This window comes from Bacillus hominis (genome assembly GCF_018332515.1).
Classification (GTDB): domain Bacteria; phylum Bacillota; class Bacilli; order Bacillales; family Bacillaceae_G; genus Bacillus_A; species Bacillus_A hominis.
On the sequence record NZ_BOQD01000003.1, the window covers coordinates 19,464 to 44,257 of the forward strand.

At 31.2% G+C, this 24,794-nt stretch carries 25 protein-coding genes and 1 pseudogene; 12 read left to right on the plus strand and 14 right to left on the minus strand.

Features of this window, described 5'->3' with window-relative positions:
• The first annotated feature begins 1,224 nt into the window (after positions 1 to 1,224).
• The 9 genes and pseudogenes from KI356_RS00555 to xerS all read left to right on the plus strand — a co-directional run bounded on the left by KI356_RS00555 (position 1,225) and on the right by xerS (position 10,791).
• Positions 1,225 to 2,040 carry a C39 family peptidase gene (locus KI356_RS00555; RefSeq protein WP_001997354.1) on the plus strand — a complete coding sequence of 272 codons (816 nt, stop codon included), beginning with the start codon at positions 1,225 to 1,227 and terminating at the stop codon, positions 2,038 to 2,040.
• Between the two features lie 28 nt (positions 2,041 to 2,068).
• A complete protein-coding gene (locus tag KI356_RS00560; protein ID WP_000756749.1) occupies positions 2,069 to 2,749 on the plus strand; it encodes a response regulator transcription factor in 681 nt (226 codons plus the stop codon).
• Positions 2,749 to 4,591: pseudogene (locus tag KI356_RS00565) on the plus strand (sensor histidine kinase). Before KI356_RS00560 ends, KI356_RS00565 begins: the two are co-directional and overlap by 1 nt.
• 1,080 nt (positions 4,592 to 5,671) lie before the next feature.
• Complete coding sequence (locus tag KI356_RS00570) at positions 5,672 to 5,974, plus strand: hypothetical protein (RefSeq protein ID WP_000263523.1); 303 nt, start codon at positions 5,672 to 5,674, stop codon at positions 5,972 to 5,974.
• 13 nt (positions 5,975 to 5,987) lie between these two features.
• Positions 5,988 to 6,998 carry a zinc-ribbon domain-containing protein gene (locus KI356_RS00575; RefSeq protein WP_000609152.1) on the plus strand — a complete coding sequence of 337 codons (1,011 nt, stop codon included), beginning with the start codon at positions 5,988 to 5,990 and terminating at the stop codon, positions 6,996 to 6,998.
• 482 nt (positions 6,999 to 7,480) lie between these two features.
• A complete protein-coding gene (locus tag KI356_RS28070; protein ID WP_001021329.1) occupies positions 7,481 to 7,690 on the plus strand; it encodes a hypothetical protein in 210 nt (69 codons plus the stop codon).
• A gap of 310 nt (positions 7,691 to 8,000) precedes the next feature.
• Positions 8,001 to 8,405 carry a hypothetical protein gene (locus KI356_RS00580; RefSeq protein ID WP_000701126.1) on the plus strand — a complete coding sequence of 135 codons (405 nt, stop codon included), beginning with the start codon at positions 8,001 to 8,003 and terminating at the stop codon, positions 8,403 to 8,405.
• Between the two features lie 187 nt (positions 8,406 to 8,592).
• On the plus strand, positions 8,593 to 9,678 hold the full coding sequence (locus KI356_RS00585; protein ID WP_002018036.1) for a PD-(D/E)XK nuclease family protein: 1,086 nt from the start codon (positions 8,593 to 8,595) through the stop codon (positions 9,676 to 9,678).
• Positions 9,679 to 9,705: 27 nt separating this feature from the next.
• On the plus strand, positions 9,706 to 10,791 hold the full coding sequence (gene xerS / locus KI356_RS00590; protein ID WP_000066151.1) for a tyrosine recombinase XerS: 1,086 nt from the start codon (positions 9,706 to 9,708) through the stop codon (positions 10,789 to 10,791).
• Positions 10,792 to 10,861: 70 nt separating this feature from the next.
• On the opposite strand, the gene KI356_RS00595 is transcribed toward xerS, so the two are convergent.
• The 3 genes from KI356_RS00595 to KI356_RS00605 form a co-directional block, all read right to left on the minus strand.
• Entirely contained in the window at positions 10,862 to 11,005 is a 144-nt protein-coding gene (locus tag KI356_RS00595) for a hypothetical protein (protein WP_002018033.1), read from the minus strand.
• 358 nt (positions 11,006 to 11,363) lie between these two features.
• Complete coding sequence (locus tag KI356_RS00600) at positions 11,364 to 11,759, minus strand: hypothetical protein (RefSeq protein ID WP_000549612.1); 396 nt, start codon at positions 11,757 to 11,759, stop codon at positions 11,364 to 11,366.
• Between the two features lie 278 nt (positions 11,760 to 12,037).
• Positions 12,038 to 12,430, minus strand: coding sequence for a hypothetical protein (locus tag KI356_RS00605; RefSeq protein WP_000055814.1), 393 nt, complete (start codon positions 12,428 to 12,430; stop codon positions 12,038 to 12,040).
• 428 nt (positions 12,431 to 12,858) lie between these two features.
• On the opposite strand from KI356_RS00605, the gene KI356_RS00610 reads away from it, so the two are divergent.
• The 3 genes from KI356_RS00610 (at position 12,859) to hfq (ending at position 14,422) form a co-directional block, all read left to right on the plus strand.
• Positions 12,859 to 13,953, plus strand: coding sequence for a Rap family tetratricopeptide repeat protein (locus KI356_RS00610; protein WP_000637333.1), 1,095 nt, complete (start codon positions 12,859 to 12,861; stop codon positions 13,951 to 13,953).
• Positions 13,950 to 14,081: a hypothetical protein gene (locus KI356_RS00615; RefSeq protein ID WP_000750880.1), complete on the plus strand. Its 132-nt coding sequence runs from the start codon at positions 13,950 to 13,952 to the stop codon at positions 14,079 to 14,081. Before KI356_RS00610 ends, KI356_RS00615 begins: the two co-directional genes overlap by 4 nt.
• Positions 14,082 to 14,236: 155 nt before the next feature.
• Complete coding sequence (gene hfq / locus KI356_RS00620) at positions 14,237 to 14,422, plus strand: RNA chaperone Hfq (protein ID WP_000557405.1); 186 nt, start codon at positions 14,237 to 14,239, stop codon at positions 14,420 to 14,422.
• Positions 14,423 to 15,250: 828 nt separating this feature from the next.
• Here hfq and KI356_RS00625 read toward each other — a convergent pair.
• The 11 genes from KI356_RS00625 to KI356_RS00675 all read right to left on the minus strand — a co-directional run bounded on the left by KI356_RS00625 (position 15,251) and on the right by KI356_RS00675 (position 24,392).
• Positions 15,251 to 15,598 carry a helix-turn-helix domain-containing protein gene (locus KI356_RS00625; protein WP_000884658.1) on the minus strand — a complete coding sequence of 116 codons (348 nt, stop codon included), beginning with the start codon at positions 15,596 to 15,598 and terminating at the stop codon, positions 15,251 to 15,253.
• Between the two features lie 53 nt (positions 15,599 to 15,651).
• Positions 15,652 to 16,131 carry a macro domain-containing protein gene (locus KI356_RS00630; RefSeq protein WP_001263216.1) on the minus strand — a complete coding sequence of 160 codons (480 nt, stop codon included), beginning with the start codon at positions 16,129 to 16,131 and terminating at the stop codon, positions 15,652 to 15,654.
• A 104-nt stretch (positions 16,132 to 16,235) separates the two neighbouring features.
• The gene (locus tag KI356_RS00635; RefSeq protein ID WP_000770066.1) at positions 16,236 to 16,883 is read right to left on the minus strand and encodes a hypothetical protein; all 648 of its coding nucleotides are present in this window, start codon (positions 16,881 to 16,883) and stop codon (positions 16,236 to 16,238) included.
• Positions 16,884 to 16,906: 23 nt separating this feature from the next.
• A complete protein-coding gene (locus tag KI356_RS00640) occupies positions 16,907 to 17,200 on the minus strand; it encodes an ArsR/SmtB family transcription factor (protein ID WP_000210388.1) in 294 nt (97 codons plus the stop codon).
• 86 nt (positions 17,201 to 17,286) lie between these two features.
• Complete coding sequence (locus KI356_RS00645; RefSeq protein WP_000454804.1) at positions 17,287 to 17,715, minus strand: disulfide oxidoreductase; 429 nt, start codon at positions 17,713 to 17,715, stop codon at positions 17,287 to 17,289.
• A 76-nt stretch (positions 17,716 to 17,791) separates the two neighbouring features.
• Positions 17,792 to 18,079, minus strand: a complete 288-nt coding sequence (locus tag KI356_RS00650) for a hypothetical protein (protein WP_000081049.1) — start codon at positions 18,077 to 18,079, stop codon at positions 17,792 to 17,794.
• A 76-nt stretch (positions 18,080 to 18,155) separates the two neighbouring features.
• On the minus strand, positions 18,156 to 18,356 hold the full coding sequence (locus tag KI356_RS00655) for a hypothetical protein (protein WP_001014122.1): 201 nt from the start codon (positions 18,354 to 18,356) through the stop codon (positions 18,156 to 18,158).
• A 33-nt stretch (positions 18,357 to 18,389) separates the two neighbouring features.
• Entirely contained in the window at positions 18,390 to 19,034 is a 645-nt protein-coding gene (locus KI356_RS00660) for a thermonuclease family protein (RefSeq protein ID WP_000758800.1), read from the minus strand.
• Between the two features lie 428 nt (positions 19,035 to 19,462).
• The gene (locus tag KI356_RS00665) at positions 19,463 to 22,126 is read right to left on the minus strand and encodes a type IA DNA topoisomerase (RefSeq protein WP_000520747.1); all 2,664 of its coding nucleotides are present in this window, start codon (positions 22,124 to 22,126) and stop codon (positions 19,463 to 19,465) included.
• A 234-nt stretch (positions 22,127 to 22,360) separates the two neighbouring features.
• Complete coding sequence (locus KI356_RS00670) at positions 22,361 to 23,545, minus strand: phosphoribosyltransferase (RefSeq protein ID WP_000162900.1); 1,185 nt, start codon at positions 23,543 to 23,545, stop codon at positions 22,361 to 22,363.
• A complete protein-coding gene (locus KI356_RS00675; protein ID WP_000230030.1) occupies positions 23,538 to 24,392 on the minus strand; it encodes a DNA processing protein DprA in 855 nt (284 codons plus the stop codon). Before KI356_RS00675 ends, KI356_RS00670 begins: the two co-directional genes overlap by 8 nt.
• Between the last annotated feature and the right edge of the window lie 402 nt (positions 24,393 to 24,794).

The window sequence follows — 24,794 nt, forward strand, 5'->3', positions numbered from 1 at the left end:
ATCTATAGCATTGGACATAATGAATAGAAACAATAAGGTCATTAAAACTCACTTATAAAAACGTAAAGGAGGCACTGCTTAAATTGTAGTATCTCCTTTTAAAAAAGTTAAGTTCAGCTTTACTTCTGAAATCAAAACAGATAATAAAGTTGTTTATTTCCTTGTGAAACTAAAGCTACCATATAGTTGAATAATATAAATTGTTTTATTCGAATATATAGTTTTAACATTGACTTTCCGTCCTTATCCAATAACGGAGTAAATTCCCCTGCATATCCACTCAACTAAATAAATGATGAATTCCTATTTCTTTATCTACCATTATTACTCGTGAACACATAATTTAGAATTTTATTCGGAAAAACTCAAAAAGGCAGCTAGAAAAAACTAACTGCTCTAGTAAATACTATGAATACAATGTTTATTCGTATTCAAACTTGGATTACCTATATTGTTAACATGCCCTAAAAATTTATTCAATAAAAGAGCAGTTAGCCCAGTCTAACTGCTCGATGCAGAGGTATTGTATGCCGAGTTATTGATTTTATTCAAGGAATAAAGAAATTGTATTTATTTGAAAAATATAGTTGAAGAATTTTATAGAGAAAATGTAGCAAATTCTATATTACAAGAGATACAAGGTGTAGCTCCAATAGAAGACAGAAGTACGAAGACCTAAACAACTTTCTGAACCAAATTTTAGTAAGGCTTCAACTAATTTAACTGCATTTGAAACAAAACTAAATAGTAAAACCTAATTAAATGTGAAATTCAACTAAAATTTAATTCTACATAAGTAACAAAAGATATTCATGAAAATGGATACTTTCTCTTCTAAAAAGTATCTATTTTATGTCCATGTACAAGTGTAGAAAGACATAAAAGTCTAAACTAAAATCTCACAAATAATTGTTGATAAATAGTAATTACCATATAGCAATAGGATTTGTAAATAATAATCAAACCACATACCTAAAATCTCGAAGATTATACTTTAATGAAAAGAATTCGAGGACTTTTTGCAAAGTACGAAAAATTAGAACGTGAACTTAAAGAAGTTAAATATTGCTTGTTGAAAGCAATATTTGTAGCACATAAGATTAATACGTAAAGCAATTATCTTTATATAATCTTGATATGAATTTTACTTTGTCTTTCTATAAATATGATTTTATCTAAATATAAACAAATTACACTCTCCTTATAAAGCATCGAGGAGAGATAATGATGAATCCATTTAGAAAAACAACCCTGTTTGTATTTACACTATCAGTATTAAATACAAACATTGGTATGTCACATGGTGATATTCCTATATTTACTAAAATACAACCTGCAATACCACAAGAGGAGAATGCAAAATCAGAAGTAGAATATATGAGAAATGAATCAGTAGAATCAGAAAAGGTACTTGAAAAAGAAAATAGGCCCATAGAGCAAGAAAAAGTGATAGTAAGGCCATTGGATGTGCCGCTGATTCTACAAAAACCAGAATTGATGAGAGGTTGTGAAGTAACGAGCCTTGCTATGGTGTTGCAATTTTCAGGTGTACAAGTCGATAAGATGGAACTCGCTGCAAAGATAAAGTCTGTACCATTTCAGGGAAAGGGTATAAAGGGGAATATGCACAAAGGGTTTATTGGGGATATAGCTACATTTGATAAACCTGGACTAGGTGTTTATGTAGAGCCGATTTTAGAATTGGCAAAGGAGTATGTTTCAGAAGAGAAAGTGAAGGATCTAAGTCACAAAGAACCTCAGCAAATATATGAGGCGATAGACAGAGGGCAACCTGTATGGGTATTAACAAATGCCCGTTTTAAACGGTTACCTGATGATGAATTTTATACATGGCGTACAGATGCAGGAGAAATGAAAGTGACATATCACCAGCATAGTGTCGTTGTGACCGATTATGATGAACAATATGTATATATTAACGATCCACTAAAGAAGGACAAACACAGAGCAATTGATCGGAATAGTTTTGAACAAGCCTGGATTCAAATGGGAAGACAAGCGATGACAGTTTCAATGTAAAACGAACGTAGATTGGATGAGAATAGAGATGAAAAAAGTTTTAATAGTTGAAGATGAACAGATTATCCGAGAGACTGTAGCCCATTATTTCTCGCATGATGGATATGAAGTAATTACAGCGGAAGATGGTCAAATTGGGCTAGATTTGTTTGCTGAACAAGAGCATAATATCAGTTTAGTTATTTTGGATATTATGCTCCCATTAATGGATGGATGGTCAGTGTGTAGACGTATTCGAAAGAATTCTAATGTTCCTATTATCCTATTAACGGCACGAAGTGATGAAGATGATACGTTACTTGGATTTGAACTTGGGGCAGACGATTATGTAACAAAACCATTTAAACCGTCTATTTTATTAGCGAGAGCAAAACGTTTGTTCAAAGATACAAATCAACAAGTACAATATCAGGACTGTATTAATTTATGTGGTATTCGCTTAGATAAATCAGCACGTTCTGTTTCAATAGATGGACAAAAAATAGATTTTACACATACAGAATATGAAATTTTACACTCTTTAATGCAACACAAGGAACAAGTACTATCAAGAGAGCAGTTAATCACAAATATTTGGGGATACGATTATGATGGAGATGATAAAACACTAACTGCACATATGCGTAATGTACGATTAAAACTTGGTGAGAAAGCAAAACACATTATTACAGTTGTTCGTACGGGTTATAAATTTGAGGTAGAAAAATGATGAGAAAGAAGATTGTGTTTCAGTTATTTTCTCTTACCTTTTTACTATGTTGCATGATTATCGCAGCTATCTTTTTCGGACAAATGTATGTGATGAAATACTTATATATAGATAAAGAAAAAGAAAATGTTCAGAAGCAATTACAACGGTACTATACATTTTATGAAGCTCATAAACAGGATGAAAATACACTCCAGAGGAAGGAACTCTCGTATGCTAATCAGCAGGGTATTATGATTGCTAGGCTCGATAAAGAAGCCAATATCAAGAAATTACCATCAGGAGATCATTATATAAAAACAGTTGATAAAAATGATTCGAGTCGATCCTCTAAGGTTGTGTTTAATAATTTAATCAATGCAAAGAAAGATATGGATCCTAATTTCAGTATATTAATTACAAGTTTACTCAATAAAACGACTAAACTAGCTATCATGGATACAGTAAGTAAAAGATCGAATAAAGACATAGTGATTCCTACAACATTGAGAATAAAAGGTTATGATGGAAATTTTGTTGCACCTACTTATTATCAGATTGATAAATATATGATGTCTGGTGCTAAAAATGGTATGAAGGTTTTTTCAAAAGAAGAAAGTGAGAAATATTATTTCTTAGAGGGAATTGTAACAGAGATAAATTTCCCAGTTTACTTCAATTCAAAAATGAATAATACATTGTATAGTAATGAGGTGTTTGCAAATCGTATTTTGCAATTTCAATCGGAATGGATCAGCGATAAAGTGAAATTACAAGGAGACGAATGGGTTCAGAATGAAATCAGTATAGATGGAATCAAGTATCTAGAAACGATAAAACCACTCATGCAAAATGGACAAGTAAATGAATTCATTTATACATTGTCTTCGTTACAACCGATTACAAAAGTGACAGATGTAATGAGTGATTATTATATATATTATAGCATTTGTGCTGATTCTATCGCTGGTTGTATGTTTATATTATTCAAGAATTATTACCAAACCATTACTAAAAATTAATGAAGCAACGAAAAAAATAATGCAATTTCAATTTCAAGATAAGCTTTCTATCAAATCAAAAAATGAAATTGGTGAGCTTTCCTCTAATATTAATCAACTCTCAGAAAGAATGGAAGGATATATCAATCAGTTAAAAACAGACTTAGAAAAAGAGAAAAAATTAGAACAGACACGAAAAGATTTCATTGCAGGCGTTTCGCATGAATTAAAAACGCCACTCAGTGTCATGCAAATATCTGCATCTATGCTGCAAGATGGAATCGCGCCTGAAATGAATCAATATTATTGGGAAGCATTAGAAAAAGAAATAGAGAAAATGAATGTGTTAATAGATGAAATGTTGAATTTGGCTAAATATGAATCCGGAACGTACCAAATACAGATGGAGCAGGTTAATATAGGGAATTTAATTCAAAAGGCAGCAAAAGATTTACAAGTTCAAATTAAAGAAAAATCACTACACATCAAATTAAATATAGATAATGTTTGTGTTAAAGGTAAAACACATCTGTTAGAACAGGTCATAACAAACTTGTTTACCAACGCGATTCGCTATACAGATGCGAATCGAACCATTGTGATAGATGTAAACGAGAAACAACATGACGTATATATAGGGTTTGAAAATAAAGGGGCACATATAGCAGAAGAAAACATAGATAAAATATGGGATCAATTCTATAGAGTGGATAAATCAAGAAAAAGAGTATATGGTGGAACGGGTCTTGGACTTTCAATTGTAAAAAATATATTAGATTTACATAATGTAAAGTACGGTGTAACTAATACAAAAGATGGGGTATTGTTCTACTTCCATTTAGAAAAATGGGATACAAAGTAGTAAGATGTAACATTGATATTATAGATTTTACTGTGGTGTTAAAGGCGATTTACATTCATATAAATTATTTTTAAAAAGGTGCGGAGTCAACTGAAATGTACCCTTTAAAATGGACAGTTTAATAAAAAAAAACTGAAAAATCAAGCCCGGAAAAGATGGTTCCGATATTCAATCGGAATCATCTTTTTTAATGTTCACTGATAACGATTATAATTATACCCCTCCATCTATTAATGGTATCTTTAGTAAAGTTGAAGAATATGTAGGCTAAAGCGTCCATAGCGTTGCTTTTTTTGGTTATATAAGGGTAATATCATATAGGAGTAGAGGCCATGCATATTTGCACCAGAACCGGTTAAAATTAAGGTGGTTCAGTTAGAGAAAGGAACTTTATGGTATCATTTTAGCGAGTTTATTTATATTAAACTATATAAATAAGAAGTTGCATAAAGGTAAGTAAATATTATAATTGATTTTGAACCATTTAATCCAACAATAAATGACATAGCGATCAAACTTACTATGGTACTTTTTATACCGTTATTCTTAGCCTTGCTTATCAAAGTCATACTTATGAAATTTATGAGAGAATCGATTGCTGGCAGACTAGCATATCTATCTTGTCTATTTTTTATGTACTATGTATTTAAATTTGTTACAGAGTAGAAAGACATCTTAGGATGTCTTTTCTTTATAAATAACAGTAATGTAGTATTTAAGCCTATACGTTCACACAAGATTACATGTATTTAGTTCTGTATATCAATAAAGTTTTGGAACTTGATTTTCTTATCCAATCAAGTTCCAAAAAACTCTAAACTAAAAACTTATAAAGAATCTTTGATAAATAGCCATTATTATAAATTTTGTAGGTACTTTCATGTCTTAATAACAGGACATGAAAGTCTAAACCTTTTGAACATAGGACAAAAAACTCTTAACTACTTAGCCAGTAATATCTTTAACTTATTTTATTATAATAGATGAAAATAATGATAAAATTATACCTTTTTCCTAATTGCACGTGTGAATATTCTGATACAATAGAATTAAATAAATTTAAAGTTAGGGTGAAACGTAATGTGGGATAGTCATTTCCATGGTACTCCAAGTAAAGTGATAGTTGAAGAGATTTCTTCGGAAAACAATAGTGATAAAACTTTTAAAGTTGGACAAATATATTCACATCCATTATATGTTTATAAGCTAGAAATTTCTAAAATTGAAGCGTATAAAGGTGAAAGTTATAGTTATAGAAATGCTTCTATATTTGTAAAGCCTTGCTTTTTTAATAGGGAAAATGAAATTGTTAAATTAGATGAGTATGAGATGACTACAGAAGAATTGAACGCAGACAAATGGTGGATTGAATCAGAAAAATAGAGGTGAGAATACTATGATTAATTTACTTATAAATACAGGTCTTTCTAAAAAGCTGTTAAGTGAATGGCATCCTATCAAGAATGGTCACTTGAATCCTGAAGATATTACATATGGAAGTTACGAATATATTTGGTGGGAGTGCTCTGAGGGACATGTTTGGGGATCAACTCCTAATGATAGGCTGAAAGTTGAAGATGAGCTTTGTCCAAAGTGTATGAAGAAAAAGCAGCAGCTAGATAAATTAAACAATGTTAATAAAATAGAAGCTAAATCACTTAGATGTATTGATCCAGATTTATCTAAGCAATGGAATTTCAAAAGAAATGCAGATGTAACACCTGATAATGAGATGATTGATGAAGAGAATTGGAATGTTAGATGGTGGATATGTGGTAAGGGTCATGAGTGGAAGGAGTCTGTTAGAAGTAGACTTCATGATAAAACTGTGTGTCCATACTGTTCAAATAAGAAAGTTTGCAAAGACAACTCATTAGCAACAATGTATCCAGAGATAGCAAAGGAGTTTTGTATCTTTGACACATGTTATCGGCAGAAATTCCGAAATCCATATGAGGCAATTTATACTTCAAATGAAGAAGTAATGTGGGTTTGTAAAGAAGGTCATATGTGGAGAGAAAAAATAAATTTAAGAGTGAAAAATGGTAAGGGATGTAGAACTTGTGAAAAGTATCAACAGTCAATTGCTCTTCATAACCCAGAAATAGCAAAAGAATGGCATCCTACAAAGAATAAAGAAGTATATGGTGTAACAACACCAGAGGAGACATCTACCAGATGTAACGAAAGAGCATGGTGGATTTGTGGTAAGTGTGGACATGAATATAAAGCAATGGTCAAAGCTAGACATGAAGGGGCTGCAAAATGTCCGTCATGTTATCCTCCAGAACCAAGGGTAAGAAAAAAGAAAAGAGAAGCTTTATTTCAAACTTATAATAAGATGGAAGATAATAGGGTTATCTTTGAGAAGAATTTAAGAGGAAAATTTAAAGATAGTGAAGGATAGCTTGAAATCTTTTTTCAAATTTGTGCTGGGAAGCTAAAAAACTAAAAAAGTGTCCTTTTTGCTTTTTTAGTTTTTTACATTTTATTTTGTGGAAATGAATTTAAATAAAAGCACCTATAAATCTCTAAGGTGCTTATTTTACTATATCTAGACCTTGCTATTTTGTGTAGCAAGGTCTTTTATTATATGTTCTATTTATAAAGTGAATTTAGTACGATAGAACATTTTCAATACTCCTAGAAATCATAGCAGTGCTTTTTTGTTATAAAGGATAATATTATATAGGAGTAGAAGCCATGCATATGACAAAAAAGAACAATTTCGGTAGGAATCCTGATTGTTCCCTGAAATGCGTCTTATATTTGCAAAAGAACCGGTTAAAATTAAGATTGTTCAGTTGGAGGAAGGAACCTTATGGTATCTTTTTAGCGAGTTTATTTGTATAATTTTATTCTTTAAATAGAACGATAAGAGAAAGGTAAGTGAATATTATAATTAATTTCGAACCATTTAATCCAATAATGAATGACATAGCGATCAAACTTGCTATGGTACTATTTATACCGTTATTCTTAGCATTGCTTGTCAAAGTCATACTTATGAAATTTATGAGAGAATCCGTTGCTGGCAGGCTAGCCTATCTATCTTGTCTATTTTTTATGTACTATGTATTTAAATTTGTTACAGAATAGATAGGCATCTTAGGATGCCTTTTTTATAAATAAAAGTAACGTAGTATTTAAACATATACGTTCACACAAGATCACATGTATTTAGTTCTGTAAATCTATAAAACTTTAGTTTGGATTTTCTTGGCCCAAGCTAGTCCCAAAAATGAGAGTTTAGAGTTTCATGCCTTTGTACAGTACATTAAGATAGGAGGGGAGTTTAACTCACATTTCCTCAACTGTTCGTTAAATTCCGATTTAACGAACAGTTGGTATTGTCTTATTTATATGTTATGATGTTATTGTCATATACTATAATTTGAGGAGAATTGATATGAAAATTCCTTTTATGAAAGAAAAAATAAAAAAAGTAGAAAAAAGGTATTTACAAGCAGAAACATTTGTACAACTATTCTGTGGTTTAATTATTCCTAGAATACGCGACGGAAAAGACATTGAGACAGCTTGGAATGAAATAAAAGATTACTTTGAGGAACCTCGTTTTAAACATGAAAAAGTATGTTTCAGTAAAGGTTTGAAGTATAATTTTGAAGATCTTATTGAAGCATACAATGAGTTATATTACGAAGAAACACCCGTCTACTTCAATTTACTACAGGTATTTAAAGAATACCATGCCTGTGAAAAACAAATATTAGCTGATCAGTTAACCATTTATCAGGTAATGAATACAAGAGTACCTTATAGTACAGAGTCCTACTTTCCCAACACTAAATAATAGTTTGTAAATGTTATATTGTGAATGACGTATGAATCATCCATAATGAAATTTTCAAGCGAATTAGTAAATAGAATATGATTTTAAAACCACAAGAACATTTGTTCGTTAAAATTGTATTTAACGTGAAGAATAGATAGCTGTTTTTCTATTCTTCGTATATAATCAAATTTCCCACTATGAAAGGATGTTTATTACTGTGAGACCTAATTTTGTAGATATTGTAGGGTATCAGTTTGAAAAAGTTCATACAGGTGCTATAAAATGGTTGTTAGACTCAAGCAATAAATTGATTGATCACACCGAAAAATCAAATGTGCTTCGCAATTTATATAAAACGTGTGGCATCCTCCCCCCTTTCAAAAGTTCGGATATTAATTTTATAGAGTGTAAACCAGAATTTTCTATCGGAAGTGGAAAAAGAGTGGATCTTGTTATTGAAATAACACTAAATAATCGTGACCTAAAATATATAGTAATCGAAATGAAAGTTGACACTATAGCTAAAGAAGACCAACTTACTGCCACCTACGATGGTTTTCACAGCAGCGAAGATGCTATATTTATTCTTTTTCTGTTTGGCTCTTCTCAAATTTGTCAGATTCCAAAACATGACCACTTTAATACTTTCTGCTTAAATGATATCATATCTGCCTTTAATAACATTGATAGTGAGCACTATATATATAGGGATTGGATGGACTCTTTGCATGGCGAGTTAAGAAAAGGTAAAACCATTAAGGATCTACTTCCTACTTTAACTGATATTAAAAACAAAAATTCTTGGCGCAGGAACGGGTATCGAACACATTTCACTGCATTTTATTACCTTTACAATCATCTAAAATCCAATTCAAAAAACAAAATAGCCTGGAATATTTACAGTGGTAATAATAATCCAATTATGAATTGGGAATCAGGATGGTTAGATAAAACCATTTCTAGTAAAACAATAACATTCTATTGGGAATTTAATTATCAAGATCTTATATTAAAAGTTAAATTACCAAAGGAAAAGTATCTTTCAAGTCAAGAATTACATCAATTAAAATCAAATATTATTTCAATAGTATCTAAAAATCCCGAAATTAAGGGAAATATTGCTCGTAGGCAATCAATACCTAGAGTATATAACTCCCTATATAAATGGAAGTTTGACTTTTTAACGGAGAGTTTTGAAGAGATAATGATGAAAGCAGAATTAATTATCCAAAAAATTCATCCCGAATTAAAAAAATCTAATTGGGAATTTCCCAAAAGTAAATCAGTATAATACTCCAAAGTATTAGAGGTGTATAAAATGAGTAACAAAGAAAAAGAACGCTTTAAATCACTTGTCGAAAAGCACAAAAAAAATATGCCCTGGTATGTAGTAGAATATATAGAAATGAAAGCAATGCTCTCCCCTGCTACTTTATATGGATATATAACAGAATTTGAGAAATTTTTTAAATGGATGATTGAGAAACGAATAGCGGTCATAAATGGAAATGTCGCAACTGAAATACATGAAATTCCAATTGAATTGTTAGAAAGCCTACCTTTAAATGAAGTGAATCGATTTCATATGTACCTTAAGGGTGAAGGTATTGAAATCAAAGCAATTAACAGGACCTTTTCGGCTTTAAAATCTCTTTTTAAATACCTTTCACAAAAAACTGAAGATGAATATGGGAATAGCTATCTTTCACGAAATGTAATGGATAAAATAGAATTACATAAAGAAAAAATAGATGCTGCAGCAAGAGCAGATGATGTAGCGAATATGATTTTTAATAATAATGATGATGCTGCATTCCTGCGCTTTCTAGCAAACGATTATGAATTTATTCTGAAAGAAACTTCTACTCGTAAATACAATTACTTTTTACGTGACAAAGAACGTGATATTGCCTTAATTAGCCTTATTTTAGGTACAGGGCTACGTGTGTCAGAATTAGCAAGTCTTAGCCTATCTAGCGTTAATTTCCGGCAAAAAACAATCAAAGTGATTCGTAAAGGGAATAAAAAATCATCCATACTTGCTACTCAATCCAGTCTAGATGATGTACAAGAGTATTTGAAAGTACGCCAAGAAAGGTATGGTTGTCCCCCAGAAGAAGAAATTATGTTTGTAACAAGGTACCAAGGAAAATACACCCAGCTTTCTGTCCGTGCCATACAAAATTTAGTAGATAAATATACAAGTGCATTTGATGAAAAACGCAGTCCTCATAAACTACGACATACCTATGCTACAAATCATTATAAAGAAAATAAGGACCTAGTATTATTACGCGATCAACTTGGCCATACCTCTGTTGAGGTGACTAGTATTTATACAAATATTAATAACGAGAAGAAACGTGAAGCTATTGATCGATTAGAAAAAAGACAATTTGAATAAAAACAGGATACTTCCTTAAGGAAGTATCCTGTTTTTTTACTGTTGAATTTATTACTCTACGATAAAAATCTTACCAGCCTGAAACACCAGTTAATACAGCTTGATTGGCTGAATTACATTTATTGTACACTTCCCAATAAGCATCTACAATCCAACCCTTTTTATATTCTCTATCAGCTGAAAACGCCGCATATAGTGCTGTGCCTAAATTCACTAATTCGAATTGAGATGCTGACTCAATATTCTTGACTCGTTCTTGTAAATTAGCTGAAAAGCTTCAATATCCTTTTGTGATGTTAACTGTTGAATTTGTTGGTATAAGTAATTTGAAAGCCCCTTAGCAGGTATATTATTTGATAATGCACTTAAAATCTTTTCAAGTAAACTCTTTTTCATCCTTGTTCCGCCCCATTTCAATTTATGTAAACTAAACGTATTAAATTTTTATATAATACATTATATCATTATATTATGTATTATATATGTAACCGCGATAAATCACCGTTCAAATTTTCTATCCCCCCTTAACTAAATAAAGGTGAAATTTTCATATTCACTTAGAGCAATTGCCCTTAATCCCAACCACTTTTTCTCTTTTCTTGTTCTATTGTTATACGTTCTTTATATTCATAAGCCTTTATTTCATTACCTACATCAATTTGGTTAAAAACATCACTTTTCACGTCTATAATTCGCATCTTTTCATGTGCATATAACGTAATAAGGTGTTTGTCTGGAGAACCTGTATCACCCATAAGAGGATTTCCAGGATCGCCTTCGATAAATTTTTTATCAATAACCTTCGCCTGTACTAACCTTCCTTTTTTTACTGTCTCTTCTTCAATTTCATATTCTGTCATAGCTGACTGTATTGCTGGAAAAACAAACCACACAATTATAATTGTAATAATAGTTACAAAAAAACACACTATAACATTTGCATTGGTTTTTTCATTAGATTTATGCATTATATTTATCCCTTCCCAGTTATGAAAATCACTTCTCTCTTACTTCTACAATTCTTTCTTTACTGAGTTAAATTGCTTCTTCTTCACTTATAACTTATTAATATTCATCTCGACACTCCTCCTTTCAGAGCGTTAATTGTAAAATAATCTATAAATTAATTATATAATTTATATATAACAATTATAAACTTTTGTTTATAACTATCCAAAAATGAAAAGAAGGTACCACATGCCAGCAACTTCTTTTCAAATGCCTTTTATAAACTAACGAATCGGTATTACCCTATTAAGAAATCTATATATAATTCAAAACCTTGCACTAAAAAAATTGGCATACAAATAAAAATTAATCCTAAAATAGATTTGAAAATGTACATATCAAGCGGAACTTCTTTTGTATAAGAATAAACATAACCTTTTATCGCAACAATTATTGTGAAAATGAATGTCGCAATACCTACACCAATAGTTAAAAGTAATACAATTAGTGGGGGCATTGAACCTCCTATACTTAAGATACTATTACCCATATAATAATTTAATGTAAATATGGTCTCCCATAATAAACAAATGAATGTAGGTAAATGGTATAAACCATTAGATTTCTCCATTTTTGAATTAGGGTCCTTAGAGATTAGAATTGCATTTTCAAGTAAATGATTCAAACTCATCATTTAGCCTCCTTTATATGTTAAACATCTAACAAATTCTTAAATACATTTTTGTTTTTTTAAATTCCTTATTACTGTAAGTATTAGTCTCTAGCAAACTATTTCAATTTAAAATTCATTTTCACTTATACCCCTCACTACTTATGCACATTAACAATTATACTCCCTATTAAATCTTATAATCATTATTTATCCTTAACCCTTTTCTATCCTTGATTATAAAATGATACCCATATAAATTATATAATTTATATATACGAAAAACAACAATGAACTTAATGAAGTTTATTGTTGCTTTGTTCTATAATAAACAAATTAACTTTTTATTCAGAATTTTATTGATAAATATGTTAAAATCACTTAATAAATCCTACTTTTCTGCTATGATGGTAATAAATAGGATACTCTATAGGATGGGGGAATATATGATGATTGTTTCAACTAATGGAAACAATGAAATTACAAAGCTACTAAACGATTGGTATCTTGAAATCCGCTCAAGACGTATAGGTAATGCTCATCAATTAAAAGAAATAATTGATACTAAGATTCATAGTATTGAAGAGGATCAGAATTTATTGCTCTACTACTCACTACTAGATTTTAGATATCAATTTGTAATTGATAATTTAAGCGTTTCAAAAAGCAGTTTTGACAAAGTTGAAGCTTTTGATATGCCTACAGATAATTTCTTAGCTTATTATTATCACTTTTTCAAAGGAATTCATGCCTCTACTATTGGAGAATATCAAATCGCAAAAGAGAGTTATGAAAACGCAGAAAAACTTTTAGACTGCATTCCTGATGAATTGGAAAAAGCGGAATTTTATTATAAAGTTGGAGCTTTTCATTATGATATATATCAAGGGCTCTTATCTTATCAAAAAGTATCAGAGGCAAGGGAAATCTTTGCTCAACATGCTGGGTATGAGATTAATGTCGCTTTTTGTGATAACCTTATAGGCTTAGCTTGTACTCATTTGAGAGAATGGGAACTCGCTGAAGAATATTTCACGAAAGCAATGGATATGTTCCAAAAAATAGACGAAGAGCAATTTATTTTAATGGTGCGTCAAAATTTAGGGTTAATGTATGCTACTCAAAACCTTTCGCCATTAGCTATTAGATATCTTTCAGAAGTAAATCAAAAAATGCCTAACAATTATAAAGCATTATTTATTGAGGCAAGGGAACATATGAAAGAAGGAAATCACTCCGTTGCAAAAGATCTCATAGCAAAAGGACATTCCGTTTGTGAAGAGGTTGAAAATATAGAGTATCTGCACCATTTTAAAATATTAGATACAATGAATGGAGATTTTCCTGCCGAAGCACTTGAAAGGACAGTGTTAGAAGGCGTATCATATTTTAAAGAGCAAGAACTTTTCGAATACATTAAAGAGTATGAAGAATGCCTTGCTACTGCATTTTATAAAGAAAATAATCATGTTAAAGCAAGTCATTATTTCTATTCATGTTCTCAAGCAGGAAAAAAAGCTTTTGAGAAGGAGGCATTAAAATGAAAAAAACAATTTTCGGTTTAGTTGGTGTAATTACTATTTTTACTTTAATGTTTGGTGCCCAATCCCCTACAGAAACACATAAAGCTATTGATGTTGTTCAATATGCACACGGAAATCATGGTGGTTAAGGTTGTAATTTAATTCAACGAGGGTAAAATTGTACAATATGCTCACGGATATACTGGCGGATGATAAAAAAACAAGGGTCTTCACTTCATTGTGAGGACTTTTGTTTTTTATCCCTCCCATATAATAACTATTTTTAAAAAGGAGAAAACTATTAATGCATACACAAGAAGGTTTTTACAAAAAATTAATAGAGGAACAAAGAGTAGTAACAGTATTCCTAATAAACGGTGTTAGAGTACCTGGAATCATTATGGCTACGGATAAATTTTCAGTACTGATCTCCAATAATGGTAAACAACAATTCCTTTATAAGCAGGCGATTTCAACGGTTGCTATTTAAATGATTTTGAACTCCGGTGTTTCGTTATTTATATGTTCAACTTTAAAAGTGAATTTGAATTATCTTAATGTACGAAGCAACAAAAAAAGAATCCTTAATAAAAGGATTCAACCCAGGAAAATATAAAGAGAGATACATAAATAAAAAGAATTACTTATATTATAATATAAAAACAAACGAAACATATTGAGAAACAAAAACAAGATTTTATATTCTTACTATTAAATATAAAATGATAATGAGTCATACACAACTGCTCTTTAATCCTTTTAAAAGAACCATTTATCATGTAGGGGATTCTTTTACTTTATATAGATTGTTCTTGTTATAACAATTGTATTTATATAAAATGTACATGTGACTATTTTTAGTTTCTATATCTATCTACCTAAATTTGGCCTGTGTATACAGGCTTTTTTTATTTGATATAGAAGAAAAATATTTGCTATACTAAATTCGCACAATAAATGCAAAATCACAAATGAAATAGGGGCAGCCTGGCATAACTGCCCCTATTTCATTTGTATCCTCATAGTTTCCTTTATAAATCTAGTGAATTACATTTCTTCTTGTGTGTTTTTACCCTTATTCCAGGGTTTTTTGCCCAATCGATAATATCTCTTTTTTTGTCCACTAGTATCAGCAGACAAAACACAGCTGTATTTTTATATCTTCACTTATATATTGTATTAATTTAAGAAGATTAAATTGTTACTTTCGAAAATAACGAAACCTTTTAATCTCCTAGCTAATATAGTGCATATTAATAAAAAAGAATACAGTTATATAATCTGCATTCTTCTTTATTAAGTCTAATATCTAAGTAATTTAGCCTACATGTTTACTCAATTTAAATTTTGTACTGCATTGAATACATAATACAATATTATTCGATTCAATTATCAAATCACTTTTACAGTCTTCGCATTTTAATTTAAGTATCTCTGTCCCTGTATAAATCCACTCTGGTGTTACATCTCCTATAAGTGCAAGCTGCTGGACAATTTCTATCGATGGTAAGCTTAGACCTCTAATCCATGAATTTACTGTCCCTTTTGGAATCGATAACCCTTTTTTATTTTTAAGTTTTGCTCCTAATTCAACAAGGCTTAAAGGCGGGATATGAGAACTTTTAATCTGTTCAATTCGTTTTCCAATTGCTTTTTTATCTAGCATTAATTAATCACCGACTTTACTTATTTCTAACCCAAATACATTTAAGTGGATTACTACTTGTCACTCTCATAATTAACAATAAATACATTAACACTATATTTTTGGAACTTCTCGCATTCTTCTTTAATAAATGCTATACATTTCTCTTTCTTATATCCACCGGATCCACTTCCTATTAGCGGAATTGCTATTGACTTATAGTTCTCTTTAATTAATAATTGCAAAGCGTTTCTAGTAGACTCCCTAATTGAATACTCTGAAGCTTTCCAAAATGCATTTATACCAGCGACGTGTATGATAGCTTTACAATCTAAAAATCCAGACGAAGTAATAACTGCCTCTCCTATTTTTAAGGGACCTTTTCTCCTTACTTCTTCATACACGCTCTTACCAGCCTTTTTAAATATTGTTCTCGAAACACCTGAAGCAATTAATAAAAATCCTGGTATGAAGTTTCTATTCCAAGCGTTAACTATTACATCTACTTTATCGCAATAATTTGTAATATCACCATTTTCTATGAAGACCCTCAATTTATAACCACCCTTCGACTTTAGTAGTAATCTATAAAATCAGTTGAGACTGTGCCTGTTTTTTATGTATTATTATAAACATCTAAAAAGATATAATGATTTAATTAAAAACCACCACAGTCTCCTCCACCATCACCAGAAGAGCCACATCCCAAGCTAGTAGTATCGTTTTGGAATGCTGAAGTTGTTGTAGCAACGCTTAGTGCTACACCTAATGCAACTTGTGTCGTATTACTTGTATCATCATTAGATACAATTTTCTTTTTCTTTATCTCTGCGTTTCCTTGTTTTCTAGATTCAGTGTTTGTAGGCTGAGAAGAATTAATAATGACGTTGCTATTTTGATTAAATACACGTCTCTTACTCTCTTCATCTACTTTATTTCCATCACTTTTACTTCGTTTATTCACATAAACAGCAGCGCTCGTTGTTCCTGTTCCATTTTTATTGAATTCATTAGTAGTGTCAAAATTGTTTTCTTGTAAATTTACTATTTTTCTCTTCAAATCGAAAATTACATTTCTCACAATTAATGTTCCCGCTACATTATAAATAAGAAAACAAGTGTCAAATAACAAGATTCCTGAAATATACAACTGATCAAACAATTCCCTGCCGAAATATAATAAGATAACTAACATGATTTGAACGCTTCCGAAAAATACCCATGTTCCTTTTATTTCTCTTTTTAAACGACTAATTTCTTCATTTATAGTTTCTATATGAATTTCGTTATATGTTTTTAATTTCATACAATCACCCCATTAATATATTTCTATAAATTTAACACGCTCACAATTTGACATGCTTTAGAGTTAGCAATATAGTAGTACATCTCTAACCCTCTTCTTTCAGAACGCAAAATTTTCCCGCGCATTTTAGATAAATGCTGAGATACGGTAGATTGAGGGACATCTAATAGCTCTGTTAATTGTGTTACATTACAAATTTTGCGGTGTTCTAGCTCCTTCACGATTTGTAATCTAACTGGATGGGCCATAATCTTTAATAATTCTACATCCGCCTCTGGGATCTTGTACATTTCATTACTTGCTTGCATAGTTGTCATTTTAATTTCTCCTTTTATAATTTCTTTTTGTTTTAATTATCTATTTTTAAGTATGTTTTTTTACTTGATTACATTGTTCATAACTGTTATATTGTTTGTTCTTTTGTCTCTGTATCAGATTTAATATATAGAAGTATTATGATGGCTAAAAATCCAATAAAAGATAGCATAGGTATTGAGATGAAACCGAATAAATTTAAGTAATCCTCTGTACAAGAAACTCCTACTGAACAAGTCTTCATCTCCCTAATAGGAAACGCTTGAATTGTAATTTGATATACAGATAAAATCAAACCCATACACGCAAATGGAAATGCATACGTGCTGACATGCGGATCTCTTCTATACATTCCTATCCCCAATATAAATACTAATGGATACATGGCCATTCTTTGGTACCAGCACAAATCACATGGCGGCAGCTTCATCCATTCACTAAAAAACAAACTAATTAACATTGCACTAGTAGCTATCGTCCAAGCAAATGCAATGTGGTACTTACGAATCCATTCCATTTTACGTTCTCCTCACACGAGTTTAGTTGCATTAAAGGGTTTTAAATAAGGATGTGATATTATCTCAATTATCTATTTAGAATGTCACTAACTTATTTCCGTATTTGGAATAACCGGTTTCAATGGATAGTATCCAATCATTTAGATCTTCCCAGTCATACCCCTTATCTTTCAACTCTGGTGGAAAGCGATTCTCAAAATTGTCACGCATTCCATACATGGTTTCTAATGCTTTTTCTAGTGGGCCGAATCTATATACAATATGTGTTTTCACTCGTTTGTTTTTCTTTTCTGCTACAGCCAAATATACATATCGTCTTTCCTTTGCTAAAACAAACTTCAAGAACCCTGGCATTTGACTCATCTAAAACATTCTCCTTTCGGTTTTCCTTACCCCTTTCTTTTGTATGCGAGTAAGGAAAACAAGCGCTTTTGCCGTATTAATTTAAGAGATGTTTCATTTTTTTGCTTTGAAAATATAAGAACACACTCATCATGACAATATTTATTGCACCAGCTGCAGCTCCAATTTTTGATATAACATATACATATTCATTACCACTAAATGGAAATAGACTCAAAAAAATAAAGAAAGTAGAAATAAAAAAAGATAAGAGCATGTTTCTTTTGTTCCCATTCATTCAGGAAACCTCCTTTTTGAATAAGTATTGATATTAAGCTGCATCATTACGGTTATAATGCCGGTTCTTTTCATCTACAAATCCTTTAATGCTCCACACGCCAGCTTTCGATTCTTTTGCTTTGTTTTCTGCTTCTAGCATTTCAGGTAGAAATGTAGTATTGGGTCTAGAAATATAGGCTATAATCCCATAACCCGACTTGACCATTAATTCGTTGATGTGTATTCCATCACAAAATACATACGCCAATTTTCTACCGAATTTGTCTTCTTTTGGTCCCCGATCATAAACTAAGGTTACCTTTTTCCCTTCTAGCTGTTTCTTTAAAAAAGAAGAGGCTTCTTTCCCCATCTTTTGTGGTGGAATTTTTTGAGATACAGACTCAGGGGTATCTAATAACAGTAACCTTACCGTCTGTTTCTGCCCCTTTACATTCACGTCTATCGTATCTCCGTCCTTTATATGTAATACCTTTCCTTTAACAGTCTCTAAGCCCCTTATTTTCCCCTTATAAGCTTCTGGAATATCAACAATACCTTTCCCTTCCACGTGCTGTTGTATCCCGTTTTGTACTGCTTGGGCAGGTCTTGAATCATTTTTTGTTTGCGTCGAATTGCTGCATGCTGCAATTTGAAATACGAATGATGTTATACAAATAGCCTTAATCCATTTTTTCATATCGAAATTTCTTCCTCCTAATCAAAATACGTAAATAGCTGCGTCTAATAAACAAACGGACTCTCTATTGTATTTACTTCTCGATTATTACAACATAGGCAAAACTGTATCCATTTTGGATAATCATTATAAAGCGCTCTAAATGAGCGTTTCTTGCAATTTGGACATATTGAAACTATATTTTCTTCATTCTCTTCCTGACTTTTCAATTTTTCAAAAGAAACATTAGTAGATGCTATACTAGTGGTACACAATATATATCCCCCTTTTGAGTCTTGAAATTTCAAAAACAAATAAAAAAGGACACACCTATGGCATATGTATGCGTAGGTGTGTCCTTTTGCAAGATAGTTTTAGAAGTATTTTGTTACTTTTATCATATCATAGTTCTAATTAATTTTATATATGAAATTTAAGATTTTGCGATATTATTTCTTCTTCTCATATATAAACGAGACTCTCTTCTGTGAAGAGTCATATGTTAATTTCGCATCGAATGATTTCCCTGTTTTTTTCGATATAAATCCTTTTATTGTATCCGTCATATTCTTTTCTAATAATTTTTTTATTTGACTAGCTGTAATTCTTTTTTCAAGTATCATTCCTGAAACAATGAAATCACAGCCCTTCTTGTATTGTTCGCATAGATAGTTTGTTTTCCCTATTATGACTCTACTCTGGCATAATGGGCATTTACCTACTGTACGATCATCTGTAGTTGGAAATTCAAAACAAATACTAAGATCCGGGTTTAATCGAATCGCAGCTGTGAATTCTCCTTTTCCCCCACTAAAACCACTAATGAAGTCTGTTACATTGTTATTAACTAGCTTTTTAATCTGGCTATCGGATAATTTCTTGCCTTTAATTTTAGCCGGCAACATAAAATCGCATCCGTTTTGATATTCTGAGCACCCAAAAAACGTTTTACGGTTTAAGATTTGTCCTTTTTGACACTTTGGACACTGACCTAGCGATAATTCTTCAACTGAAGGTAAATTAAAGCTGACTTCACCGTTAAAAAATGCTAGATAAGCAGAAAACTCTTTGCCATTAGATTTAAATCCTTTTATAATGTCCGTTTTATTTTCTTCAAACAGTTTTTTAATTTGTGCTGCAGGAATTGTTTTTTCTTTTATTCTTTTGGGTAATCCAATGTTACAGTTTGGATGATTGCTACACCCGAAAAATTTCCCTCTATCTAAAATTATTCCATTTCCACAAGGACATTGGCAGACTTCTATTTGTTGCTTCCAGGTCTCTATTAGGTTGTGCGAAACCGTGTCAGGTATTCTTATAATCTCTTGTGTTATTTTTTGTACAAATGTATTTGTTTGGGCAATGAAGTCCTCATAACTCATTTCATTTTTTTCAATACGGTGTATCATTCCTTCCATTTCAGCTGTGTATAGTGGATCTTTAATTTGCTGAACAGGAAATTGTTCAATAAAGGCACGGCCAATTGGAGTCGTAGTAATTTTTCCTTTTTCAATCGCTATATAGTTCTTCTCATGTAAAGCTGGAATAAAGGTTGCTTCGGTTGCAACGGTTCCAATTCTTTTCCCCTTCATTAATTCCTTTAAATGTTCATCGTCTATTTTACGTCCTGCTGTTTCCATAAAGGTCAGAATGGAGCTTTCTGTGTGTAGAGCAGGTTTCTTTGTTTTGGATTCCAGTAATTCAAAATCGCAGATTTGAAGTTCCTGTCCTTTCTGCATAATAGGAATTTTAAATACTTCCACACTTTCTTCCTCTACTTCCTCTTGAAACACTTCTAGAAATCCTTTTTCTCGAAGTACACTTTCTTTTGTTTGATAGATATTTCCCATCGCGTCAATAAGTAATACTTCTCTTACCAGGTATACTGCAGGACGCATGAAATTACCTACAAAACGTTTTACTACGAGGCTATATAGTTGTTTTTCAATCTCTGGACGACCTTCCTCTTGATATTGTTTAGTCGTAGGTATAATAGCAAAATGACTTGATACAAGCTCATCGTTGAATGTTTTATGTTTCACATCAATTGCTTCAATATCTACGGATTGTACCAGTAAAGAATACTGACTCTTAGCTAGTGCCTGCATAACACCTTTTACACGCTCTACTTGCTCTGTAGGCAAATGCCTAGAAGATGAACGAGGATATGTAATAAACCCTTCTTCATACAAGTTCTGAATATGTTTTTTTGCAGTTTCAGCATTAATTTGCAATTGCGCATGGGCATCTTTATACAGATCTGTTAAGTTATATAGCAATTTAGGATTCTTCTTCCTGGTTCCCTCTTTAAATTCTTCTACTACAAGATATTGCCCTTTCAAATTTTCTCCCAAACTTCTTAATGGCGATGGGTTTAACACTTGATCTTCTGTTTTCATAACCGGTGTAAGTCCTAAATCTGTTATTAGCTGCAGATGATAATAAGATTGCTCTCTATAGTTTTCAATTGCTAATTCGCGTTGGCGTATCTCATTTAATAAACACATTTGTACACGGCCAGATGACAATAAGAATTTATTTTGCGCTAATTTTGTGGTACATCCCCTGGTTATATTCATCCCTAATAGATAATCCAGATACTGCCTTGCTTTAGCAGAATACGCCAGTCCATCGTATTTAGATGCGCTTTCTAATCGATTGAGAGCTGCTTCAAGTTCTGCAGCTTCAAAAGAGGATTTAAATACGCGAGATTGCTTTTTATTCACACCTGCATATTCGTACACTTCCCTATAGATTAACTCTCCCTCTCGGTCCGCGTCACATACGTTCACCGCATGGTCAACATCAGGACGTTGCAGTAGTTTAACAAGGATTTGTAATTGTTCAGCATTTTCTTGTATCACTTTATAAGCTGGCTGATAAATTAAAGGTAAATGTTCTAACTTAAACATTTTATACTCTGGATCCATCTCTTCCGGATTTTTTAGTTCCAGCAAATGTCCACGGCACCAACTGACAATATAATGATCATTTTCATAATAACCATAATAAGGCTTGCTACCAATGTACTTTTGTGAGTGACGGAATCGTGGCGATTTCATAATTTCATTGGCCACTTTTGATTTTTCTGCAATAAATAACGTTTTCCCCATAACTTTTCCTCCTTAAACAAAAAAAGGACACACCTACGCTATGGTTATGCGTAGGTGTGTCCTTTTGCAATATGATTTTTTAGTATTGGATTATTTACATAATAACATTTACTATATTTATATACAAATAGAATTGAGACTGAATAGGATTTCTCAACATCTATGGTCAAATGTAAATGCTATATAAAAGCTTTTTCGATTTTATCGAGAAATTATGCTTATATATATGTAGCATTAAACTAAATCAGCAAAATCCAAAATTTCCAAATCATTATCTAAGTTATAATATTTTACCCCTTTAAATGTATCTCCATAAGGGATTTCATCAACAAACTGATAAGAATATTTTTTCGATACATCACCTTTAATCTGATAATTCGTCGAGTGGTATTTTCTCCCGAATTTTCCGAATGAAAGAAAAATAACTTCTTTAGCACCAGCGGCGAAAAGCAAATGTTTTGCTGATTCAGCCGAGTATCCGTTAGTAATATAATCATCAATAATACATATCACCTTACCCTTAATTTTATCAACTAAAGCTGGATTTACGATTAAAGTATCGAAATCTTTATCGCTTTTATTAATCAAGCGCAAAGTACTACTGCTATTATGTTTTGATCTCATAGGCATTTGTCTAATCAATATTTCTGGTCCTCTTCTTGGTTTACCGTCAATAAGAACCCTAAGCGCTTCCTTTAAGAAAGAAACAGATGTAACTGTATTATCAGGTTTAGAAGAAGGGAAAGTCCCCCAATAGTCAATCTTATCAAAATAAGGGTTTGTTGTCACTTCGTTTATTAAATGGAATAATAGAAGAAGTAAAATTCTTTGATCTCTTATGGATTTATCACCTTTTAAATTTGTTTCAAAAATTTGTTTAACTCTAGCTTCTTTTTCAGGTCGATGATGGGTATTTGCATTATTTAAACTTATAACACTGAAGTTATCCTCAAAACACATATGAAAGTAATTTGCTTTATGAATTTCAAAAGCTTTTAAGCAATCAACAACATCTTGAAATTCAATGATTGGCAAACCATATTGTTTTACTTTATCAGAAATGACAACTCTACCACTATTCAGTCTCTCAGGGTTAAATAATGGTATTTTGCAGTTAAAAGCAAAAATAGCATCTTCTTGGACAATACCTATCATACCAAAAAGTGCACCTTTCTTTTTTAAAACCTTGATTTTATCTTTCGTTTCTGAGCTTCGATCAAGTAGTTTTATTTTATCTTTATACTCTTTAGGTATTTTATTTTGTAATATGTTAATTGTTGATTTTCTAGCAACAATTCTTAAATATATATCTTTCTCATAAAACAAGTCGGCAAATTTCAAATTTTCCTCAATCAATTCATTATCTTCAGTAAAAAATACTAATTTCGATATAAAAATCATTTTGTTTTTTTTAGTCATTTAGCATTTCGCCTCCAAAACCCCTGATTTTATTATTAATTAATTCATCTTCTTGATCAACAAATAGAATCTTTTTACTAGCCTCACTTGCGTTTCTAATTGTATTCATAGTCCCACTTTTTAAATTCGTTTCTGTAACTACTACTATATCGCTTATATTTGCTAAATATTGATTTCTATCTAAAAAACTAGATTTATAAGTATTTTCTTTTGGACCAATGGATGTTACCAACAAACCTCCATCTAATATTTTTTTTGCTAATTCTTGGTTTTCCTTAGGGTAAATTTTGTTGAAATTTGTAGGTAATACGGCAATTGTTTTGCCTTTATGGACAATTGCTGTCTCGTGAGAAATTGTATCAATACCTTTTGCTAATCCACTAACAATAACATAATTATCCTCAACAAATTTTCTGGTTAACTTCTTAGTAATTGCAATAGCTTTTGGGGAAGGATGCCGAGTACCTACGATTGCCACTCTTTTCTGGTTAACTTCTAAAAGTGAAATATCTCCTTTTGAATACATAAAAAGTGGCATTATTTTTTCTGGTATTAGCTCTGTCATCTCATTCACATCATACTTAAAATACATTTTACTTTTACTGTCCCTTAAGAAATCATCTTCTTTAAATAAGTCGATTTTAAAATCCCTGTATTTATAGTAATTTTCTGCCAACTTTCTGTCTTTATCAGTAAATTTTTTTTCCAATTCAGCATATATTTTGTATCCCCTATTAAAAATAATGTTTATAGGATCTATTCCTAAAAGAAAAATATCTTGTAAAAGGGTATTATTAAAGCCGAACTGCTTTAAGAAAAACAATTCACTTCTTATATTTTCTACCATTGTGTAACTCCTTCTTTATAATCAACTATATATATTTAAAACAGGTAACGTAAGATATTTATATAAATAAATCATTATATAAATGAAACTCTTTCCCCTTGCACTTCATTCGGAGTACCGATAACTTCAGCTTAAATATCTCAACTCTTGAAAAACTATCTCATAAATTATACTTTTTAAGTTTATTTTAACACATACTTATAGCAAGGATTCACACGATAATCTCAATACCCTATTAATTATAAGATATACAAAAACGCTAAAACAGCTTGCCATGTAATTGTCATTACAAAGTAAAACTTTAATCAGTGCAGACTGTATCTTTATTCTAATTGATTTTGCTATTAATTATCCGACTATTCTTTAGTCAAGTAACGAATTTCATTAAAATTTAAATATATA

Bases quoted from the DNA above. Each gene is read 5' to 3' on its own strand.
- KI356_RS00555 (WP_001997354.1), top strand. From the start codon at position 1,225: ATGATGAATCCATTTAGAAAAACAACCCTGTTTGTATTTACACTATCA.
- KI356_RS00560 (WP_000756749.1), top strand. From the start codon at position 2,069: ATGAAAAAAGTTTTAATAGTTGAAGATGAACAGATTATCCGAGAGACT.
- KI356_RS00570 (WP_000263523.1), top strand. From the start codon at position 5,672: ATGTGGGATAGTCATTTCCATGGTACTCCAAGTAAAGTGATAGTTGAA.
- KI356_RS00575 (WP_000609152.1), top strand. From the start codon at position 5,988: ATGATTAATTTACTTATAAATACAGGTCTTTCTAAAAAGCTGTTAAGT.
- KI356_RS00580 (WP_000701126.1), top strand. From the start codon at position 8,001: ATGAAAATTCCTTTTATGAAAGAAAAAATAAAAAAAGTAGAAAAAAGG.
- KI356_RS00585 (WP_002018036.1), top strand. From the start codon at position 8,593: ATGTTTATTACTGTGAGACCTAATTTTGTAGATATTGTAGGGTATCAG.
- xerS (WP_000066151.1), top strand. From the start codon at position 9,706: ATGAGTAACAAAGAAAAAGAACGCTTTAAATCACTTGTCGAAAAGCAC.
- KI356_RS00600 (WP_000549612.1), bottom strand. From the start codon at position 11,759: ATGCATAAATCTAATGAAAAAACCAATGCAAATGTTATAGTGTGTTTT.
- KI356_RS00605 (WP_000055814.1), bottom strand. From the start codon at position 12,430: ATGAGTTTGAATCATTTACTTGAAAATGCAATTCTAATCTCTAAGGAC.
- KI356_RS00610 (WP_000637333.1), top strand. From the start codon at position 12,859: ATGATTGTTTCAACTAATGGAAACAATGAAATTACAAAGCTACTAAAC.
- KI356_RS00615 (WP_000750880.1), top strand. From the start codon at position 13,950: ATGAAAAAAACAATTTTCGGTTTAGTTGGTGTAATTACTATTTTTACT.
- hfq (WP_000557405.1), top strand. From the start codon at position 14,237: ATGCATACACAAGAAGGTTTTTACAAAAAATTAATAGAGGAACAAAGA.
- KI356_RS00625 (WP_000884658.1), bottom strand. From the start codon at position 15,598: ATGCTAGATAAAAAAGCAATTGGAAAACGAATTGAACAGATTAAAAGT.
- KI356_RS00635 (WP_000770066.1), bottom strand. From the start codon at position 16,883: ATGAAATTAAAAACATATAACGAAATTCATATAGAAACTATAAATGAA.
- KI356_RS00640 (WP_000210388.1), bottom strand. From the start codon at position 17,200: ATGACAACTATGCAAGCAAGTAATGAAATGTACAAGATCCCAGAGGCG.
- KI356_RS00645 (WP_000454804.1), bottom strand. From the start codon at position 17,715: ATGGAATGGATTCGTAAGTACCACATTGCATTTGCTTGGACGATAGCT.
- KI356_RS00650 (WP_000081049.1), bottom strand. From the start codon at position 18,079: ATGAGTCAAATGCCAGGGTTCTTGAAGTTTGTTTTAGCAAAGGAAAGA.
- KI356_RS00655 (WP_001014122.1), bottom strand. From the start codon at position 18,356: ATGAATGGGAACAAAAGAAACATGCTCTTATCTTTTTTTATTTCTACT.
- KI356_RS00660 (WP_000758800.1), bottom strand. From the start codon at position 19,034: ATGAAAAAATGGATTAAGGCTATTTGTATAACATCATTCGTATTTCAA.
- KI356_RS00665 (WP_000520747.1), bottom strand. From the start codon at position 22,126: ATGGGGAAAACGTTATTTATTGCAGAAAAATCAAAAGTGGCCAATGAA.
- KI356_RS00670 (WP_000162900.1), bottom strand. From the start codon at position 23,545: ATGACTAAAAAAAACAAAATGATTTTTATATCGAAATTAGTATTTTTT.
- KI356_RS00675 (WP_000230030.1), bottom strand. From the start codon at position 24,392: ATGGTAGAAAATATAAGAAGTGAATTGTTTTTCTTAAAGCAGTTCGGC.